At 56.5% G+C, this 18220-nt stretch carries 21 protein-coding genes; 3 read left to right on the forward strand and 18 right to left on the reverse strand.

Annotation, left to right across the window (positions count from 1 at the left end; genetic code table 11):
- The 4 genes from C4S74_RS08130 to C4S74_RS08145 form a co-directional block, all read right to left on the reverse strand.
- The gene (locus C4S74_RS08130; RefSeq protein WP_103994852.1) at positions 1 to 1056 is read right to left on the reverse strand and encodes a sulfate/molybdate ABC transporter ATP-binding protein; all 1056 of its coding nucleotides are present in this window, start codon (positions 1054 to 1056) and stop codon (positions 1 to 3) included.
- Positions 1057 to 1059: 3 nt separating this feature from the next.
- Positions 1060 to 1971, reverse strand: a complete 912-nt coding sequence (gene cysW / locus C4S74_RS08135) for a sulfate ABC transporter permease subunit CysW (RefSeq protein ID WP_103994853.1) — start codon at positions 1969 to 1971, stop codon at positions 1060 to 1062.
- 22 nt (positions 1972 to 1993) lie between these two features.
- Positions 1994 to 2827 (reverse strand): sulfate ABC transporter permease subunit CysT, encoded by an 834-nt coding sequence (gene cysT, locus C4S74_RS08140; RefSeq protein ID WP_103994854.1) that lies wholly within the window; start codon positions 2825 to 2827, stop codon positions 1994 to 1996.
- Between the two features lie 69 nt (positions 2828 to 2896).
- The gene (locus C4S74_RS08145; protein ID WP_103994855.1) at positions 2897 to 3991 is read right to left on the reverse strand and encodes a sulfate ABC transporter substrate-binding protein; all 1095 of its coding nucleotides are present in this window, start codon (positions 3989 to 3991) and stop codon (positions 2897 to 2899) included.
- Between the two features lie 330 nt (positions 3992 to 4321).
- On the opposite strand from C4S74_RS08145, the gene C4S74_RS08150 reads away from it, so the two are divergent.
- Positions 4322 to 4519: a hypothetical protein gene (locus tag C4S74_RS08150; RefSeq protein ID WP_103994856.1), complete on the forward strand. Its 198-nt coding sequence runs from the start codon at positions 4322 to 4324 to the stop codon at positions 4517 to 4519.
- A 402-nt stretch (positions 4520 to 4921) separates the two neighbouring features.
- On the opposite strand, the gene C4S74_RS08155 is transcribed toward C4S74_RS08150, so the two are convergent.
- The 8 genes from C4S74_RS08155 to C4S74_RS26465 form a co-directional block, all read right to left on the reverse strand.
- Entirely contained in the window at positions 4922 to 5710 is a 789-nt protein-coding gene (locus C4S74_RS08155; RefSeq protein ID WP_103994857.1) for a TIGR00266 family protein, read from the reverse strand.
- Between the two features lie 128 nt (positions 5711 to 5838).
- The gene (locus tag C4S74_RS08160) at positions 5839 to 6318 is read right to left on the reverse strand and encodes an acyl-CoA thioesterase (protein ID WP_103994858.1); all 480 of its coding nucleotides are present in this window, start codon (positions 6316 to 6318) and stop codon (positions 5839 to 5841) included.
- 111 nt (positions 6319 to 6429) lie between these two features.
- A complete protein-coding gene (gene purT / locus C4S74_RS08165) occupies positions 6430 to 7611 on the reverse strand; it encodes a formate-dependent phosphoribosylglycinamide formyltransferase (protein WP_103994859.1) in 1182 nt (393 codons plus the stop codon).
- A 169-nt stretch (positions 7612 to 7780) separates the two neighbouring features.
- Positions 7781 to 9760, reverse strand: a complete 1980-nt coding sequence (locus tag C4S74_RS08170; protein ID WP_103994860.1) for a nitric oxide reductase activation protein NorD — start codon at positions 9758 to 9760, stop codon at positions 7781 to 7783.
- A 2-nt stretch (positions 9761 to 9762) separates the two neighbouring features.
- Complete coding sequence (locus tag C4S74_RS08175; protein ID WP_103994861.1) at positions 9763 to 10674, reverse strand: MoxR family ATPase; 912 nt, start codon at positions 10672 to 10674, stop codon at positions 9763 to 9765.
- A 64-nt stretch (positions 10675 to 10738) separates the two neighbouring features.
- Positions 10739 to 10948 carry a hypothetical protein gene (locus C4S74_RS08180; RefSeq protein ID WP_103994862.1) on the reverse strand — a complete coding sequence of 70 codons (210 nt, stop codon included), beginning with the start codon at positions 10946 to 10948 and terminating at the stop codon, positions 10739 to 10741.
- Between the two features lie 30 nt (positions 10949 to 10978).
- Complete coding sequence (locus C4S74_RS08185) at positions 10979 to 11182, reverse strand: hypothetical protein (RefSeq protein WP_103994863.1); 204 nt, start codon at positions 11180 to 11182, stop codon at positions 10979 to 10981.
- The gene (locus tag C4S74_RS26465) at positions 11175 to 11336 is read right to left on the reverse strand and encodes a hypothetical protein (protein WP_181024362.1); all 162 of its coding nucleotides are present in this window, start codon (positions 11334 to 11336) and stop codon (positions 11175 to 11177) included. Before C4S74_RS26465 ends, C4S74_RS08185 begins: the two co-directional genes overlap by 8 nt.
- Before the next feature lie 319 nt (positions 11337 to 11655).
- Between C4S74_RS26465 and C4S74_RS08190 the strand changes: the two genes are divergently transcribed.
- Positions 11656 to 12333, forward strand: a complete 678-nt coding sequence (locus C4S74_RS08190; protein ID WP_103995313.1) for a stalk domain-containing protein — start codon at positions 11656 to 11658, stop codon at positions 12331 to 12333.
- A gap of 168 nt (positions 12334 to 12501) precedes the next feature.
- On the opposite strand, the gene C4S74_RS08195 is transcribed toward C4S74_RS08190, so the two are convergent.
- The 3 genes from C4S74_RS08195 to C4S74_RS08205 are packed head-to-tail and all read right to left on the reverse strand — an operon-like array spanning position 12502 to position 14745.
- A complete protein-coding gene (locus C4S74_RS08195; protein WP_103994864.1) occupies positions 12502 to 12972 on the reverse strand; it encodes a hypothetical protein in 471 nt (156 codons plus the stop codon).
- Positions 12962 to 13642, reverse strand: a complete 681-nt coding sequence (locus tag C4S74_RS08200; RefSeq protein ID WP_016424035.1) for a trimeric intracellular cation channel family protein — start codon at positions 13640 to 13642, stop codon at positions 12962 to 12964. Before C4S74_RS08200 ends, C4S74_RS08195 begins: the two co-directional genes overlap by 11 nt.
- A 20-nt stretch (positions 13643 to 13662) precedes the next feature.
- Positions 13663 to 14745, reverse strand: a complete 1083-nt coding sequence (locus C4S74_RS08205; RefSeq protein ID WP_103994865.1) for a Gfo/Idh/MocA family protein — start codon at positions 14743 to 14745, stop codon at positions 13663 to 13665.
- 266 nt (positions 14746 to 15011) lie between these two features.
- Here C4S74_RS08205 and C4S74_RS08210 point away from each other — a divergent pair, with 266 nt between their 5' ends.
- Positions 15012 to 16526: an N-acyl-D-glucosamine 2-epimerase gene (locus tag C4S74_RS08210; RefSeq protein WP_103994866.1), complete on the forward strand. Its 1515-nt coding sequence runs from the start codon at positions 15012 to 15014 to the stop codon at positions 16524 to 16526.
- Positions 16527 to 16720: 194 nt separating this feature from the next.
- Here C4S74_RS08210 and kapB read toward each other — a convergent pair whose 3' ends face one another.
- The 3 genes from kapB to C4S74_RS08225 all read right to left on the reverse strand — a co-directional run bounded on the left by kapB (position 16721) and on the right by C4S74_RS08225 (position 18203).
- Entirely contained in the window at positions 16721 to 17119 is a 399-nt protein-coding gene (gene kapB, locus C4S74_RS08215) for a sporulation phosphorelay system protein KapB (protein WP_103994867.1), read from the reverse strand.
- Positions 17120 to 17138: 19 nt separating this feature from the next.
- The gene (locus C4S74_RS08220; RefSeq protein WP_103995314.1) at positions 17139 to 17501 is read right to left on the reverse strand and encodes a thioredoxin family protein; all 363 of its coding nucleotides are present in this window, start codon (positions 17499 to 17501) and stop codon (positions 17139 to 17141) included.
- A gap of 168 nt (positions 17502 to 17669) precedes the next feature.
- On the reverse strand, positions 17670 to 18203 hold the full coding sequence (locus C4S74_RS08225) for a hypothetical protein (RefSeq protein WP_103995315.1): 534 nt from the start codon (positions 18201 to 18203) through the stop codon (positions 17670 to 17672).
- Positions 18204 to 18220 lie beyond the last annotated feature (17 nt).

Genomic DNA, 18220 nt, shown 5'->3' on the forward strand with positions numbered 1-18220 from the left:
TCAGATATGAACCGGCATGGGATCGTTTTTTAAGGCATTTTCAACAGTTCTTGTCTGATTGCCGTCGAAGATATACAAGCGGTGGACCAGAACATGGACACGGTCCCCCGCTTCAAGCTGAGGCAGTTCCAGGGAACGGTAGCCCACCAGTAGGTTGGGTCCGCTCTCCACTTCGATCTGCCAGTTCGAACCGCGGAAATACGTGCTTCTGACGATCGCCTCCGCCGAAGCCGTCTGGCGGCTGATTTCGCCGGGCAGCCCGATCTCCACGAATTCCGGCCGGACGACAGCGGACGCCTCTCCCGCTTCGGCAAACCCGATCAGGGAGCCGGCTTCCTCCAGCGGCGAAGACTCGCCGATAAAAGAAGCGACGAACGGAGTCAGCGGCTCGCGGTAAATGTCGATCGGCGAGCCTTTCTGCTCGATCCGGCCTTTGTTGACGATCATGATTTCGTCGGCCACTTCGACCGCTTCTTCCTGGTCGTGAGTGACGAAGATCGTCGTGATGCCGACCCGGGAAATCATTTCCCGCAGCCAGCTGCGCAGCTCCTTGCGGACTTTCGCGTCAATCGCCGCGAACGGTTCATCCAGCAGGAGCAGCTGCGGCTCGGGTGCGAGCGCCCGGGCGAAAGCCACCCGCTGGCGCTGGCCGCCGGACAGCTGGTGCGGCAGCCGCTTCTCCAGGCCCGCCAGGCCGGTCAACTGGAGCAGCTCATGGACGCGGGTGCGGATTTCCGCCTTGCCGCGCTTCTGCACCTGGAGGCCGAAAGCGATGTTGTCGTACACGGACATATGCTTGAACAGCGCATAGTTCTGAAAAACAAACCCGATATGGCGTTCCTGCGGCATAAGGTCATTTACCTTTTCGCCGTGGAACAGAATCTCTCCCGAATCGGGCGACTCCAGTCCGGCAAGCATCCGGAGTATCGTCGTTTTGCCTCCTCCGCTCGGGCCCAGAAGGCCGATCAGCTTGCCCTGCTCAATATCGAACGAAATATTTTTGGCGGCTTCATAGGAGCCGAACGACTTGTTGATTCCTTTTACACTGATATGCATAGGTTAACTCCCCTCCGTTGCCTGGTTTAAACCGGAATCGGCATGCTGCCGGTTGGACTGGTGGAACTTCCATTCGGCCAGACTTTTCACGATCAGCGTCAGCACGGCCAGCATAACGAGCAGGGAAGCAACCGCAAATGCAGCCGAAAATTGATATTCGTTGTATAAAATCTCGATATGGAGCGGAACGGTATTCGTCTTGCCCCGGATATGACCCGAGACGACCGAGACGGCACCGAACTCCCCCATCGCTCTCGCATTGCATAAAATGATTCCGTACAGCAGTCCCCATTTGATGTTGGGGAGGGTCACTTTCCAGAAAATACGCCAGCCTTTGGCGCCGAGTGTGGCCGCCGCTTCTTCCTCCTGCGTGCCCTGAGCCTGCATAAGCGGAATCAGTTCCCTCGCAACGAACGGGAAGGTGATGAACACGGTCGCGAGCACGATGCCCGGCAGGGCAAACACGATCTTGAGATCGTGATCGGCCAGCCACGGACCGAACCAGCCTTTCGTCCCGAACAGCAGAATAAACATGAGACCCGCAATGACGGGCGAAATGGCGAACGGAAGGTCGATCAGCGTAACCAGCACGTTCTTGCCGCGGAATTTAAACTTCGTGATCGCCCAGGCTGCCGCCACGCCGAACACCACGTTCAGCGGAACGGCTATCGCCGCCGTCGTCAGCGTCAGCCGGATGGCCGCCCATGCCTCTTTCTGGGTCAGCGCCGCCAGATAAACTTCGGTGCCTTTTTTGAAGGCCTGGATAAAAACCGTCACAAGCGGCAGCACCAGAAGTAGGGTCAGAAACAGCAGGGCTCCCCCGATCAGAAGCCACTGGACGGCCTTGGGCTCGGTGATATGCTTCGCCGGTTCCGACGAAGGCCCGTTCAGGTTTGCAGCTACGTTGCCTGCCATTATGCTTCAGCTCCTTTCGCGGTCATCCGCTCACCCGCCGGTTGGATTTCATCTGCAGCGCGTTGGTGACGAGCAGCAGCACGAACGAGATGATCAGCATGACCAGAGCTATGGCTGTCGCCCCGGCATAGTCGTACTGCTCCAGCTTCGTCATGATGAGCAGCGGCGTAATCTCCGTCTTCATCGGCATGTTGCCGGAAATGAAGACGACGGAGCCGTACTCGCCGATCGCCCGGGCGAAGGCGAGGGTGAACCCCGTCAGCAGCGCGGGCACCAGCTGCGGAAAAATGACGCGGCGGAACGTACGCCAGCGTGAAGCGCCGAGGCTCACGGCCGCCTCTTCCGTTTCGTGTTCCAGCTCCTGCAGCACAGGCTGCACGGTGCGGACCACGAACGGAAGCCCGATAAACGTGAGCGCGATGATGATGCCAAGCGGCGAATACGCCGCCTTGATGCCGAGCGGAGCGAGCAGGCTGCCGATCCAGCCGTTGTCGGCATACAGGCTTGTCAGCGCGATGCCGGCCACGGCCGTCGGGAGCGCGAAGGGCATGTCGACCAGCGCGTCGACGAACCGTTTGCCCGGAAAGCGGTAGCGCACAAGCACCCAGGCCACGAGCAGGCCGAATACGGTATTGACCAGCGCGGCAGCCAAAGAAGCGCCGAAGCTGAGCTTGTAGGAGGCGACCACCCGTTCATCGGTGACTGCCTGCCAGAACTGGGCGAAGGTCAGCCCCGTCGTTTTCCACACGACCGCGGAAAGCGGGAAAAGCACGAGCAGGCTCAAGTAAAGCACCGTAAAGCCCATCGACAAGCCGAACCCGGGTAAAATACGTTTCGTTTTGTTTCGTCTTCCCATTGCGAACACGTCCCCTTGATCGCAGACCGAGTGGTGCCGGTTTGTACCGTCGCACCCGGGCACGCAGTTTTATTTCGGTTTGTAAATCTGGTCGAATACGCCGCCGTCGGCGAAGTGTGTTTTCTGGACTTTCGCCCAGCCGCCGAATTCGGGATCGTCGATTTTAAACAGGTTCACTTGCTTGAATTGATTTTCGTACTGCTTCGCAACGGATTCCAGACGCGGCCGGTAGTAATTTTTCGCGGCGATTTTCTGGCCTTCCTCCGTGTACAGGTAGTCCAGATAAGCCTGGGCCACTTCTTTCGTGCCTTTCTTGTCGGCATTCTTGTCAACTACCGCAACAGGAGGCTCCGCCAGCACGCTGATCGAAGGCGTCACGATCTCGAACTTATCCTTGCCCAGCTCGTTGAGCGACAGGTAGGCTTCGTTCTCCCATGCGATCAGGACGTCGCCGAGTCCTCTTTCCACGAAGGTCGTCGTTGAATCGCGCGCTCCCGTTCCGAGCACCGGCGCGTTTTTGAACAATTGGGTTACGAATTCCTTCGCTTTGGCTTCGTCGTTGTTGTTCTTCTTGAGCGCGTAGCCCCAGGCCGCTACATAGTTCCAGCGCGCTCCGCCGGAAGTTTTCGGATTGGGGGTGATGACGGACACGCCAGGCTTGATGAGATCGTCCCAGTCCTTGATTCCTTTCGGATTGCCTTTGCGTACGAGAAATACGATCGTCGATGTGTATGGAGTGCTGTTGTCTTTCAGTTCCGTTTCCCAGCCTTTATCAATAAGACCCGCCGCTTGAACCTGATCGATATCGTAAGCCAGCGCTAGCGTAACCACGTCCGCTTCCAGTCCGTCGATGACCGAGCGGGCCTGTTTGCCCGAACCGCCGTGAGACTGGCTGACCGTTACGGTCTGGCCTTTCTTTTCTTTCCAGTACTTAATGAAGGCTTCGTTGTATTCCTGGTACAGTTCTCTCGTCGGGTCATAAGATACATTAAGCAGTTCGACCGATTTTGGTGCGGAGCCGCCGTTATCCGTTCCCGTTTTCGTAGATGCCGTTTCGTTTCCTCCGCCGCAAGCGGTCAAACCGGTGAGCAGCGAAGTCAGGGCAAGGACGGAAACCGTGCGTCCGAGAACCCTTTTGAAAGAATGCGATTGTAAAGCAGCCATGTACATATACCCCTTTCGAATTTGGCACCTCGTTGTCTAGCTTTTCACATTCCCTACTGAACTTTTTCTTCGCGTCTCCGGTGATCCGGTGGACAAAATAAACAAATCCTATAAGTTTAGTAAGAATTATTTATACATCAATATAGCATCGCCTATAAATCGTGTCAATACGTTTTTTTGCAAAAAATGTAAGTGCCCGTCCACCGGTCTCCGAGGAAAAAAATCCCCCGTTTCAAACCTACCTGCAGCGTGTAAGAAAGGCGTGGGAGTTATCTTGGAAACAAGCCGGCAAGCCCAGAAATCACTTGCTTCAATGGAGGTCAAAGAAAGATGAACAACAATTTAACCGCAGACGCCGAACGCGTTTTAATCGTTTATTTGAATAATGACATCGTGGTGGAAAATGTACCGGGAGAAGTCGATGTAGACTCTTATCTCGACGAACAGGATTACGACGCGCGTCAAGTCGAGCTGATTTCAATGGGCGAGTTTAACGATCGCCTGGATCAGATGCTGCTTCAATACTAGTCGCTCGTTCCATCAACTTGCATGATAGTGAAAAAAACAGAAGCCTCCGGGCTTTTCACATAAAAAGGCAGTTCCTTTCGTTAGAAAGGAACTGCCTTTTTCAACGTGGGTATGCTCCGGTCCGCCTTAATGGATGCGAACATGGAGCCGGGAATCTCCGGACGGCTTCGCCGCTCCCTGACGCAGAGCGCATTGCAGAAGCCGGGTGATTCTCCGTCCAAACCGCCCGCTAACGGCTTCGCCGGCATCCGTTCCTGCTTATGTATACCCATACGCAGCAACGGATGCCGGCGAAGTCCTAAAAGCCCGCCGGCGTCAGAAACTTATCCCCTGCCGGACAGCTCGCCCGAATGACGGCGACCCCAGTCCGCATTATCCGAGGCTTTCCATGAGACGAACCCTCTAGCGGCCTTCGAACAGATTGCCGAGTCCTCCGAGTACGCTGCCTTCTTCCTTGCCGCGAACAGAACCGCTCAACACTCTTTCGGCCAGGCGGCTGAACGGCAGCGACTGCAGCCATACTTTGCCCGGTCCTCTCAGCGTGACGAAGAACAGCCCTTCGCCTCCGAAGACGGCGGTTTTGATGCCCTTTACGAACTCGATGTCATACTGGACGTCCGGCGTCATCGCGACGAAGCAGCCCGTATCGACGCGCAGCACCTCGCCCGGCTGAAGCTCGCGCTCCAGAATGGAACCGCAGGCATGCACGAAGCCAAGTCCGTCGCCTTCCAGCTTCTGCATGATGAAGCCTTCGCCTCCGAAGAAGCCCGCGCCCAGCTTGCGCTGCAGCTCGATACCGATGGATACGCCTTTGGCCGCGCACAGGAACGAGTCCTTCTGGCAGATGAGCTTGCCGCCCAGCGCCTGCAGATCCATCGGAATGATTTTACCCGGATACGGAGCGGCGAACGTGACATGCTCTTTGCCCCGCCCGTTGTTGGTGTAGACGGTCATAAACAAGCTCTCGCCGGTAAGCAGCCGTTTGCCCGCTCCCATCAGCTTGCCCATCAGACCGCGGCCGCCGCCACCGCTGCCCGATCCGTCGCCGAAGATCGTTTCCATACCGATGCTGCCTTCCATCATCATCATGCTGCCCGCTTCGGCGACGACGCTTTCCTGCGGGTCCAGCTCAATTTCTACGTATTGCATTTCATTTCCATGAATTTTGTAGTCAATTTCATGAGCGTTCAATCACAAGCACTCCTCTGTTTAGTGGGATAAGAACCGGTTTTATTGACGCGTAACTTTACCTATTGGTACGGTTCGGAAAGCCGCCGGTTCCGCTTCCAGTCAAAAAACTTACGCGCGCTTGACGCTCGTCAATCGGCTTCCCGTTCCGCTTTGCGTTTCCTTCGCGCCTCATAGCGTGACGGAGCGGATTCGTACAAGCGCATTTCCCGCTCCGTCTCCGGTATAACCGCAGGAACGGGAGTCGGCCGGCCTTCGTCGTCCAAGGCTACGAACGTGATAAACGAGGTGGCGGTAGTCCGTCTTTCGCCGGTAAACATGTTTTCGGCCACCACCCGCACGTAGACCTCCATGGAGCTGCGGTGCGTCCAGGAGACGAAGGCTTCCAGCTCGATGGCTTCCCCCAAATGCACGGGTGACAGGAAGTCAAGGCTGTCGCTTGAAGCCGTCACGACTCCGCGCCGGCAGTGGCGCATGCTTGCGATTGTCGCGATCTTGTCGATATATTCCATGATTTTGCCGCCGAAAACCGTCCCGTGATAGTTCGTATCCAGCGGAAAAATAACCTCGGTCATGATAGAGCGGGAGGTGCTCGTCGGTTTCGCTTCCATAGGGGTTCATGCCTCCTTCTCATCGGCGGTACGAAAGCCGGTAAAATCCGGCCCCCGCTCCGTTCTTTTTCGTAACGCTAATCCGGCTCGCCTCCACTTGCGCGTATGGCTTTATTCCCCGTAACGGATAAAAAGCTTGCCCGCCGCTTCGGCAGCCATCGCTCTGGCCGTTTCCGTGTCCGGCGCGGCGGCAAGGGCAACCGCCATCCGGCGGCCCGGCTTCGTTTCCGGCTTGCCGAAAATCCGCACCTGGACATCCGGTACGGCGAGCGCCTCTTCCAGCCCCCCGATTTGGAAATCGGTGCTGCCCCGGTCCGCCTTCAGCGTATGGGAAGCGCCCGGCGTAAGCAGGCGGATTTGCGGAATCGGCAGCCCGAGAATGGCTCTGGCGTGGAGCGCGAACTCGGACAGGTCCTGTGTCGCCATCGTGACCATGCCCGTATCGTGCGGACGCGGCGAAACCTCGCTGAAATACACGCCTTCGCGTGTGAGGAACAGCTCGACGCCGAAGATTCCATAGCCGCCGAGGGCATCGGTGATCGTCCGCGCCATCTGCTCGGCTTCGGCGATTTGAGCTTCGCTCATCGCATGCGGCTGCCACGATTCGATATAGTCCCCTTCCTTCTGCACATGACCGATGGGAGCGCAGAAGGAGGTGCCGCTTACCGAACGGACGGTGAGCAGCGTAATCTCGGATTCGAACGTCACGAACGCTTCCACGATGACGCGGGCTTTTTTCGCCCGTCCGCCTTCGAGAGCCGTATTCCAGCAGGCTTCGATATCCGCTTCGGACCGGCACACGCTCTGGCCCTTGCCCGACGAGCTCATGATGGGCTTGATTACGCAGGGCGTCCCGATTTCCGCAACCGCGGCATGAAGCTCGTCCAGCGTATCCGCGAAAGCGTATTTCGCCGTGCGCAGACCGAGCTCCTCGGCAGCCAGCCTGCGGATGCCTTCCCGGTCCATCGTCAGGCGCGAGGCGTTGGCGGTCGGAATGACGCGGTAGCCTTCCTTCTCCAGCTCGACAAGCTCCTGAGTGGCGATCGCTTCAATTTCGGGCACAATCAGATGGGGCCGCTCCCGTTCGATAAGCTCACGAAGCGCCTGTCTGTCCAGCATGTCGATCACATAGCTGCGGTGCGCCGCCTGCATGGCAGGCGCGTGTTCGTAGCGGTCGACCGCGATCGTTTCGATCCCGAGCCGCTGCGCCTCCAGAATGACTTCCTTGCCCAGTTCCCCCGAACCGAGCAGCATGATTTTCTTCGATTTCCCTGATAGCGGTGCTCCAAACATACGGTGTCCTCTCCCCTGAGTGCAGCAGTGTGCCTCTATATTTATTAAGCTTGCGGTTAGGCAAGTATTCCTATGGGTGATAACGTTCATAGCGGCAAGAACCTCTAACGCTTGAGCGGCTGCGCGCCTGCGCGCCTGAGCGTCTGAGCGGCTATCCGGCTTGCCTCCCTTATCCGCCGCTGCGCAGAAGCAGCCTGCGCAGCAGCGGAGCGAGATGCTCCGGCAGCTCGGCGGCGTGCGGAACCACGATCCCGTGCCGGCCGTAGATGTTGCGCATCGTGGTCCGCTGCGTTTCGTGCACTTCGCCGCTGGCGAGGAAGACGCTGATCACGTCGATCCCGAGCCTGCGGCATTCCAGGACGGCCTCGTACGTGTCGAGGATGCCGTCCTCCTGGTATTCGGCGGCGGAAGGCTCGCCGTCGGAGAAGACAAGCAGCACGCGCTGCTTCTCCGGCCGCCGCAGCAGCCGCCGGGCGGCGTGACGGATCGCGAACCCGTCACGGTTGTCCTGCTGCGGCTCCAGCTGCAGCAGAGCGGCGCCGCTCCGCGGAGACGAGGACGAGCCGAAGTCGATGACCGTGTGGAACACGTTCGGCGCTTCTTCGGCCGTGACCCGCTCCGCGTCTTCCCAGAAGCCCGTCACCTCGTGCGGGATGCGCAGAGTCCGGAGCGTCTCGTGAACGAGCGAGATGCCCAGCTTCGTCTCTTCCATCTTATCGTACATGGAAGCGGAGCAATCGACAAGAAGCGAGAAAGCCGCATCCAGCTCCGGCGCGGGGTTCTGCTTCTTGGTGAAGAGGCGCGGCGCTTCTTCCGTCACGCAGCGCAGCAGCTGCCTGCGGCCGAGCCGCCCGTAGAGCAGGTCGCTCCGCGGAGCGATCCGCTTGCGCTCCAGCGTCAGCCTCACCGTGCGGGTAAGCTGCCTTATCAGCGGCTCCACGGCACGCACCGCTTCGCGGTAAGCGTCTTCTTCGGCGGGAGCGGGCCTGCGCGGGGCTTGCAGCTCGGCGACAGCGCGCAAGCCGGAAGGCCCGTCCCCGCTTCCCGCGGAGGCCGCGGAAGGCAGGAACGGCGCGCCGCTGTCCGGCGGCGGCTCCGACGACTTCCTCTCGGAAGCGGCGGAACGCCCGCGCGCTGCGGCCATCGCCTCGTCCTCCGAGCCGTCCCCGGGCCTTGCCGCGGCGCCGCTGAATCGCGCGGTCCGCGTGCCGCGTTCGAGCGACTGCCTCAGCGCTTCCCCGGCGGTGCTCCGCGTCTCCCGGTGCCACATGGACTGGCGCTCGCTTCTGCGGTCCTCGTCCCGCCGGGGATTCAGGCGTTCCGCGTCGTCATTCGCGAGCCGCTTCGCCTTCTTGCCGGAGGGATGCTCGCCTCGCTTCAAGGGCGCGTCCGTACCGCTTCCGGGCCGGACCGAGAAATAGGCTTCCGCCGCATCCCGCTCCAGCCGGTATTCCAGCAGCTCCAGCATGTGAAGGCACAGCCGGGCGTTTTGCTCCGTCGTCTCCGCCGTTTCAGCCTCTTCCAGCAGCGGCTGTATAAGCCTTAGCAGCTCTTCCGTACGCTTCGCCGGCGCGGAAGCTGCCCTGAAGGGGCTTCCCGCCCGATCCCCCGTTTCCGAGTACAGCGTCTGCACATCCGCCCCTTTAAACCAGAGATAGACCGATACGAACAGCGTGTCCGCAAGCTCGCCGCGGGTGAGGTGCGATTGGAATTTATGCGTAAAATAACCTTTGTATACGTCCGAACGTTGTTCGAACACGGCTGAAGTACCCGGACGGATGCGCCGGCATATCTGTTCCAGCCGAAGGTCTTCGCAGAGGGCGAACAGCTCCACACCTAGCCTGGAAAGCCGTGATTCCGAAACGGATTCCAGAAACGCGTCGGTTTCACGTTTACCTGTATACCACGCGCTGCCGAGTGCGCGGAGGTAGACGTCGCTTTTCATCCCCGCTTCCCGCTGGTCCGGCTTCCAGTCCCGCCAGAACTGGCTGACCGTCAGCAGCCCTTTGCTTTCCTCATAATGGGAATGAAAGGCCAGCTGAAGCTCCAGATTGCCGTTCCGGGTAAAGGTCCGGGCCAAATCCACGAGCTGCATAAGCGCAAAGGCTTCCAGCCGGTTATCGAGCAGGTGCAGTTTTCCGACGAACATCGTTAAAAGAGCGTCTCCGCCACATTGCGCACGGCGGCCCTTTCGCGGTCGTCTTCCAGCTTGGCGGCGATAGCCCGTTCAACGGCCCTCCGCGGTGGCATGAACGCGGCGAGATCACATGCGTCCAGCAGGGCGCGGATAGAAGCGGCTTCATCGGACAGCTGGCCCATCTGCACGAGCGCGAGCAAATCGGCGGATAATGCCGCGAACGCTTCGAGAAGCCGGCTGTCCCGCAGAATCGTACGCTCTCTCAGCAGACTGAGGAGAGCCTCGCCCTGCAGATAGGGGACGTCGATGGCCACGAAACGGTTTTTCAGCGCTTCGTTAAGCGGCACGGTTCCGATATATCCTTCGTTGATCGCCGCGATGACGCGGAAATCTTCATGAGCCGTAACCGTCTCGCCGGTGAACGGATTCGTCAATGTTCTCCGGTGATCGAGAACGCCGTTAATAAGGGGCAGCGTCTCGGGTTTGGCCATATTCACTTCATCTATGTAGAGGATATGCCCGGCTTTCATGGCGGTAATGACCGGTCCCGGCACGAATTCGATTATCGTGCTTTCCCCGGACCGGCTCAAGGTTTTGAATCCGAGCAGAGCTTCCGCGTCAAGATCCGTGGAGCAATTGACACTGTGCATCGGCTGGCCCGTCAGAAAAGACAAGTGCTCGGCCAGCTTCGTTTTGCCGGAACCCGTCGGTCCTTTCAGCAAAAGAGGCTTGCCGAGCGCCAAGGCGATAATCGCATCCGTGAGCACTTCGGGCTGTGCGGGAACGAATCCCGGTTGTCTGACCAAATGTAACTGTTCCTCCGGCAGCGTGCCGGATTCGATCCGGTTTCGCAGCGCCAAGAGTCGGTTTGTAATACTTTCTGGGAGTTCCCATTGCTGCAGTATAGCGGCTGGTGTCCTGTTCATCCGGCGTTCTTCCTTCCCGTGTTGCGTTCTCTCTTTTAACTATCTGCCAAAAGAACAACCGGTGTCAAGTTCCCCACTCCTCAACAAGCGCGTACGGATAAAAATGCATATCATTTCCGCAGGAAGGACAACTCATATAAGACGGGATGTCGTTGAGCATCAGCGCCATGGCATAGGAAGATTCGTAGTTGACCGCCCGGATAATATCCTGGGGATGCACATAGGTGCAAGAAGATGATCCGCACGTCGCGCGGACTTTGTATGCGTTTGCCACTGGTTTCCTCATTTCCGGAGGACGCAGGCGTTAAGCCTTGTCCTCCCCTTGTTTGCGGTTGAAATCCAGATTCAAAATAACTGTAAACCGGTCCGGTTTCGTCGGTACGATCGAAGCGATCTCGATATATGAAGTGCCGAACTCATTTTCCGCCCGGTCCACGAGGCTGTTCAGACTATCGCTCAGCGTCGCGCTTTCATCCAAAACGACTTCGGCGAAGTACTGTTTAATCATGTCTATTCTCCGTTCCCGGCTGTTCTTTTTCATAAGCGATCAAGGTGATTGCTTCCCCTGTCTGTTCCTGCAATTTGCTCTCCAGGGTGCGGATTTCTTCGATCAGATCTTCTTTACCGTTCAATTCAGCAAACGTATACCCGCTTGTTTTCATGTGTTTAGCCTCCTGTCGGATGTCTTGCCGCAGATGATTAGTGGGGCTTGTGCCTTACCGCTTCTTATTCTTTCCACGCCTGTTCTTTTTTAAAAGCAACCCGTTCCGATTGCCGGAAGCGCATAGAAATATTGTTAAATCACGTATTTTTCAACTAGTATAGGTATTGCGCCTCTTATTAAGTAAATATTTACCTCTTATAATGTTAATTACATGCAACTTTTATAATTTGATCACGTAAGTAAAAAATGTTCGGCCTGGAAGGATATTTTACTTCACGATTTTCAGGCACCCTAAACCGAAGAGGAGTGAGATGAATTTGAAGAAGAAATTAGCCGTTACCGCAATCGGAGCCGCCATGGTACTCAGTATGGGTACAGGCGTACTCGCCGGAGCCAATCTCCAGGAGATCAAAGCTTACTTGAACGGTTCCATTACGGTGAAATACAACGGTTCCCCGGTCCAGCTTCAGGATGAGCAGGGAGCTGTCGTGCTTCCGATCACATATGACGGCAACACCTATCTTCCGGTCCGCAGTATTGCCAAGACCTTGAACGTGGCCGTTAATTACGACGGAGCGACCAATACGGTCCTGTTAGGCGAGCAAAATGAAGGCGTCGCGCTGGCCAAGAACTTCAGCAATTCTTCGTCGTATCATACGAAAGATCCCGATCTGACTACCTACAAGGGAAAAGACTACAAAGACGTTTATTTCGATAACGCAAAATCGAGCCGGGGCAGCAGCTTCATGCTGTATCCGAAAGGCAAATACCAGAAGCTCGTGCTACAGGTAGCGGCGACCGGTAATGATATCGAAAGATTTTTCGTTCAGGACAGCAAAACGGACACGAAGCTCAAAACAACGACGATCGCCGTTGATGAAGGCTTGAAAACGATTGAAGTGGATATTGCGGGAGTAGAGGAAATTTTCGTCCATGCGGATATCGAGGGAGACGGCGGCATGTTCGTCCCGCTTACGACCTCGTATTTCAAATAATCCGACCTTATCCCGTGAAGATCTCCTTACGATACAGTAAGGGGATCTTTTGGTTTCTGTCGTGTGGTGCCCTCCGATGTCATCCGGCTTCTGCCTTACGCGCCGTGCCTGCCACAGACTTTGCGCCCGACAAAAAAAGCGTCCCTCCCGGGACGCTTTCCGTAACGCTTATTTCAATTCATCGAGCTCGCGAAAAAGCTGCTTGACCGCTTCTTCGTCCACTTTGCCTCCCTGCTTCATCCGGAGAAGCCGTTCCCGGACTTCCCGGGCAAAACGTTCATCCCCATCGGTATCTTCAGCGTAACCCGGATCAAACCAGATGTAGAACCCTTCGGGACCGTTTCGCAGAAAAGGTCTGTTCCAGGCCGCCGGATATTCGTAGGGCTGATCCGAGAAAAGAATTCCGAGCACATCGTCGCTTTCTACGGGGAGGAGCTGATGAAACTGCTCTTCCTCGCCCGTCCCCGAAATTTGGCGGTGTCTGTACGCATAATGCACGTAATGCTCGCCTGTTTCCTTGTCTTTGGACAAAGCGTACATGTCCAGTTCGCCCTGCTTCAGATCTTTGACCGTTTGGAGTCTTTCCTGAAGGAGGTCCCCGGAAATTTTGCCGAGGGCCGAGAAAGATTCAGCTGACATCGAACTCTCTCCTTTCTTCCTGCAGAGCGGGCGGCCGCTGTTTGTTCGGCACGTCGTTCTGCTGGAGCAGCGTCCGCAGGGAACGGCGCGGAAGCTTCCACTTGAAGATGACCGAGAACATCCGGGATACGACGACAATCATGAACAAAATGATTAGACCGAGCGGATTCTGGGGCCAGCCGATACCGATAAGAAAGCCGGCCAGCATGGCCCAGACCGCGTAAATTTCGTCTCTTAAAACGAGAGGCTTACGCCCGGCGAGGAGATCGCGGATAACCCCTCCCCCGATTCCCGTAAGTACGGCCGCTACGATCGAGGCGCTTACGGGAAGCCCCTGATTGGACGCATAGAGCGCCCCCTGTATGGAGAAGGCCGCCAGACCGATGGCGTCGAAGAACGATTCCCAGGATTTCCACCGCTTGATCCAGGCCAGCGGGAATATAAAGACCAGCGTCATTGCGGCCAGCGCAATCGTAAACTGGAACCCCTGCTGCCAGAGCATCGTCACTTTCTCTCCGATGAGCAGATTGCGGACAACCCCTCCGCCAAATGCCGTTACAAAACCCAGCACATAAACGCCCAGAATATCATAGTCCTCTTCCATTGCGACAATCGCGCCGCTGACGGCAAACGCGATCGTTCCGATTAAGCTTAACGCCATCCAATCCACTTTTCTGCAGCTCCCCCGGGTTAGTTAGATAAATCCCAGTCCAGTTCAACCTCTTTGCCGGTACGGGACGATTCGTAGATTGCATTGAGAATCAGGTTGTTCGTATAGCCCGACATGACGGAGGTCATCGGTTCGCTTCCCGTCCGGATGCATTCCAGAAAATGCATGTTCATGAGGAGGCGGGGATCGGTCTGCTGCTCGGGCAGCTGAAGCTCCACGTCGATTTCCTTATCGAACATTTCCGCAAAAAGCTTGCCGTAGGAGCTTCCTCGCAGCGTCGCTCCGCCTTCCGTGCCGAGAAGATGAATATACGGCTGATTGTCCGTTTCGGTGAGCGCCGCCCAGCTCACATCGAGCGTCAGCGTGCTGCCGTTATCCATCTTGATCAGCGCCGTCGCCAAGTCTTCCACGTCATAGCTGCCGCTCCAGTTCGGTTTGCCCCAGCTGCCGATTCCGCGGCGTTTGGGCCCAAATTCCGAATAGGTGGCGCCGAAGACGGAAACCGGACGCGGATTGCCCATCAGCGACAGGGACAAATCCAGCATATGCACGCCGATATCGATCAGCGGTCCGCCGCCCGATTTGGACATCTGAGTAAACCAGGTGCCCCAGCCCGGAATTCCTTTGCGGCGCAGCCAGCCGGTTTTCGCATGATAAATGCTGCCGAGCTTGCCGCGCTGAACAAGCTCCTTCACCTGCATATTGAGCGGTTCCCACCGGCGCTGATGCGAAATCATCAGAACCTTCCCGCTTTCGCGTTCGGCCAGAACGATTTCCTTGGCGGCCTTCACGTCGATGGCCATCGGCTTCTCCAGCAGGACGTGCTTGCCGGCCTGAAGCGCTTTTACCGCGAGGGGGGCGTGCCATTCGTTCGATACGGCGATAACCACTGCATCTATGTCGGGATCATGGATCAAATCTTCACCATTTCCGTAAACTTTAGAGATCTGATGTTCTTTGGCCCGCGCTTCGGCAAGCGGAAGAAACACGTCAGCAACCGCGGCTACCGTAACGCCCGGGGTTTCTAGCAGCCCTAGTATGTGCACGTTACCGATATTGCCCGCGCCGATGACGCCTATTCTGATCTCATCATTGAGTGCCATTGTGCAAAACCCTCCGATATCACGTTAAAGTAAGTTCGGCTTTATTTTAACACAAATGAAGGACAGCATCAGCCTTCCCGCCATATTTTCAAAAAGGTTTTCGCCAAGTGAATTTGGAAAGGAATAAAACGCTTTATTTTTTTATATAAAGTGTTATGAAGAAAATATATTTCTTTTTACTTTAAAAAGCGAAACATTTCATGGACCACGGCTTATTAGACAGTCCCTGAAATCCCTATCCTAATGAAAGCAAGGAGGAATGACACATGACCGGCCGGAAAAAGCACGGCCCCCGGCGAACCGGTGCCAGGTTATTCAAACCGCTTGCGCTGCTGATTCTGGTGACGCTCTTCGCCCAGCTCTTGTATGCCATGCCCGCTTTCGCGCAGGAAGACCGCCAGGCTCCTCAATCCAAAGCCGCCGAGAAGAAACGGAGAGAAGCCGCGCTCCACGGCCCTTCCATCCAGGTTGATCCCTCTTTCGCCTATTACCAAAACCGGACGCCCGAAAGCATAGCCGATGAACTGCTTCAGCGCGGATACAAAACGGTTCATTATTTTGTCGTCAACGAAAACGATGTGAACCGCGCCTTTATCAATGCCCTCCAGGCAAAAGGCATCGGCGTATGGGCGCTCGTTCTCGGCAACGGAAGCTACTCTACGGCGCGTTTTCCGGCGGACTGGCCTTCGTGGCAGATGGAGCTGCTTAAGCCTCTGAACGACGGGTATTACCGGTTCTCTCCCCACAGCCCGGCCTATGTCCAGTGGAAAAAGCAGGCGCTCGCCAGGCTCGTGCGCGATTATCCTTTTGACGGGATCGAGGTCGCGGAGCCATACTTTCCCGAATGGGACGGAATTAACCGCGGCGTGTACGGGGACGTAGGGCCGCTCGCACGGAAAGCGTTCCGCGACAAAACGGGGCTGGAGATGCCCGATTTTACCGACGCGTCTTCGCCACGCTATTATTTGACCGATACGGTGACTTACCGGAAATGGGTAGACTTCCGCGTTGAAGCGGTGAACGATTTCCTGAACGAGCTGATCAACGGAAAAGGCGGCGTCCGGGAAGCCCGGAAAGATATCCTCGTGGCCACCTGGTCGCTGGCCGTAGATGCGGGACCCGGGTCCTTTGACAAACTGAGGGAACTGCAGGGCCTCGATGCCGCAGCCATGGCCGGCCGGGTTAAGCCGGACATCCATTTTCTGCAAACCCACTGGCCCGACTGGCTTAAACCGCAGGAAAGCCTCCCTCCGGATTATGTGAAGCAGTATGAGGTTTTTGCGGATAAAATCAAAAGGGAGCATCCGGGGCTTCCGCTGGGCGTTCAGGCGGACATCGGCTCAGCCCTTCTTATGGTTAAGGACGGCGGCTGGTTGAGCGCTTTTTCAGATTCAGTCCGTGAACTCGGCTATTCCACCTGGACCGCGTACGAATATCACCTGGGCGGTTATATGTACAAGGAGGCTCCCGCTCCCGGCAAAGCGCAGCGGCTATCACGCACGGAAGTAAAGATTCCTTTTCAGAAAAGAATCGACGAAGGCTCCGCTAAAGCCGAAGGCAGCGTGATGGTATCGGCAGATGCGGAAAGCTTTATTCTGAGCCCCGGTGAAATTACGGTTGACGGCAGCAATCTGCTTATCCGGTCCGACCGTTTGCCCAAAAAAGCATTCCGGCTGACCCTGAACGGGATTAAAGACACGCCGGGCTTCTGGTTTCACAACAAAACGCAAACGCCCAACAGCATCGCAGGGAACGTGATTGTAGACGTACCGAAGCATTAGCCCGCTTGTGAACAACGACGGCAGTAGCTGCCCGCTGGCGGCTTCATTCCTGCCTGGGTACGACGGCATCCGGAAGGCGAAAAACAAAAAATCCTGTTCACGACTCGTGAATACAGGATTTTTTTGCTTTTTAATGGACGATTTGTGCGTGCTGTATGTTTATCATGGTTCAAAAACCTGCTTGTCCAGCCGACTTATTGCGGGAAATATTCGCGGTGAAGCTCTTCGAGCTCCGCGATGGAGCGTCTCGCCCACTCTTCCGTCTGATGCAGCATATTCAGCTCGCGTTCGAGTGCCTGCTGGAGCGAAAGGGTGTAATCCGGCACATTCCCGTGATAGGCATGGATGCTCGACAACGGCATCAACGCGATTTCCTGGAAAGCGAGCGCCCGGCGCTGATGAAAGAACGGGACATCTCCCTGCTGGGGGTTATGAAGATCGCCTTGCGAAGGATGCTTAACTACCGCGAGAACCTGAACGGCCGCTTTGATATTGGAAGGCGGTTCCACGATGCGGCCGATATACTCTCCCGTTTTGTACGTTGCTATGACCAGGTCACCGACAGAAGCAGTGCTTTCGTTTCTATAGTTCATAAGTGGATGCTCCTCTCTGTTACGGAGTGTTTTCCGGATAATCCGACGACGCGACGATCCTCAAATGCTGCATACCCGTCAAATAACGAAGTTCGGACAGCAAATAATCCACCGATTTTACGGCGTAAATAAATCGTACGGCATTTCCCTTCTCTACCACCACTATACAGGGGATGGACGAGATTTTCCACTTTTGCACGGAGGCCCCCGCGTAATTCGCATTGCAGGCTTTAAGGGGCAGTTCAGGCTCGATCGTCATAGCCACGTCAAGCATCCGTCTGGCGACTTTGCAAGTTCCGCAAAAAGGGGTATGAAAAAATACGGCGAACGACTGTTTTTCTTTAATGGCCTGCCCGATTTGCTCATCGTTCCAATCCTGCATACCAATCTCCTTTCCGTAAAAAACGTAGTCCGGCTGCAAGGCTCCGGATCGGTTGACCACCGTCATGTGACGCTGAGCACCGTGCTCCGGGAGCTTCGCTGTGCGAAAAAAATCAGGGCAGTTCCCTAGCGGGCATGAGCCCGGCAAAGCTGAATGACCCGTGCCGCTTCAGGAAGCGAAGTTATCTCTGAGCACGGACAACGACAACAGCGTATGTTCCAGCAAACCTTCAAAGTCGTCGAGATGGCTTTCGTTGACTTTGCGGCCGAATTCGAGCAGCACCTCGTTGTGCCAGCCTTCGTTTTCGGAGCCGAACACGTAAGAAAGCGTCTGAGTGATGAGCGGCCTTCCGCTCCAGATGGATTCCAGCGAGGACCCGGCGGCGGGGCAGTCCCGCGAAGGGTCGTGGGTAAGGAACCCGAATTTTACCGTCAGCGTACAGCCCGGTTCGGCGCCTTTGCGGCTCAGCAGCTCAGCGGCCAAATCTTCCAGCTTTGCCTCCAGGTGAAGTTCCGCCCAAGGAGAAGCCGTATTCTCCCCGCCTCCCCGGAGGACAAACCGAATCCGGTAATGGCGGCCCAGGCTGGACAGATCCATCACGTCCGACCGGTTCGTCACCAGAATCTCGCCGGACAGATCCAAATCGTAAACCGTCCCTTCCAGGACGACTTTCAAATTCTCGTAAACCGTCGGATCAAACATACGCGGCAGCCCTCTTT

Source organism: Paenibacillus sp. UNC499MF (genome assembly GCF_900107975.1).
GTDB lineage: Bacteria > Bacillota > Bacilli > Paenibacillales > NBRC-103111 > Paenibacillus_F.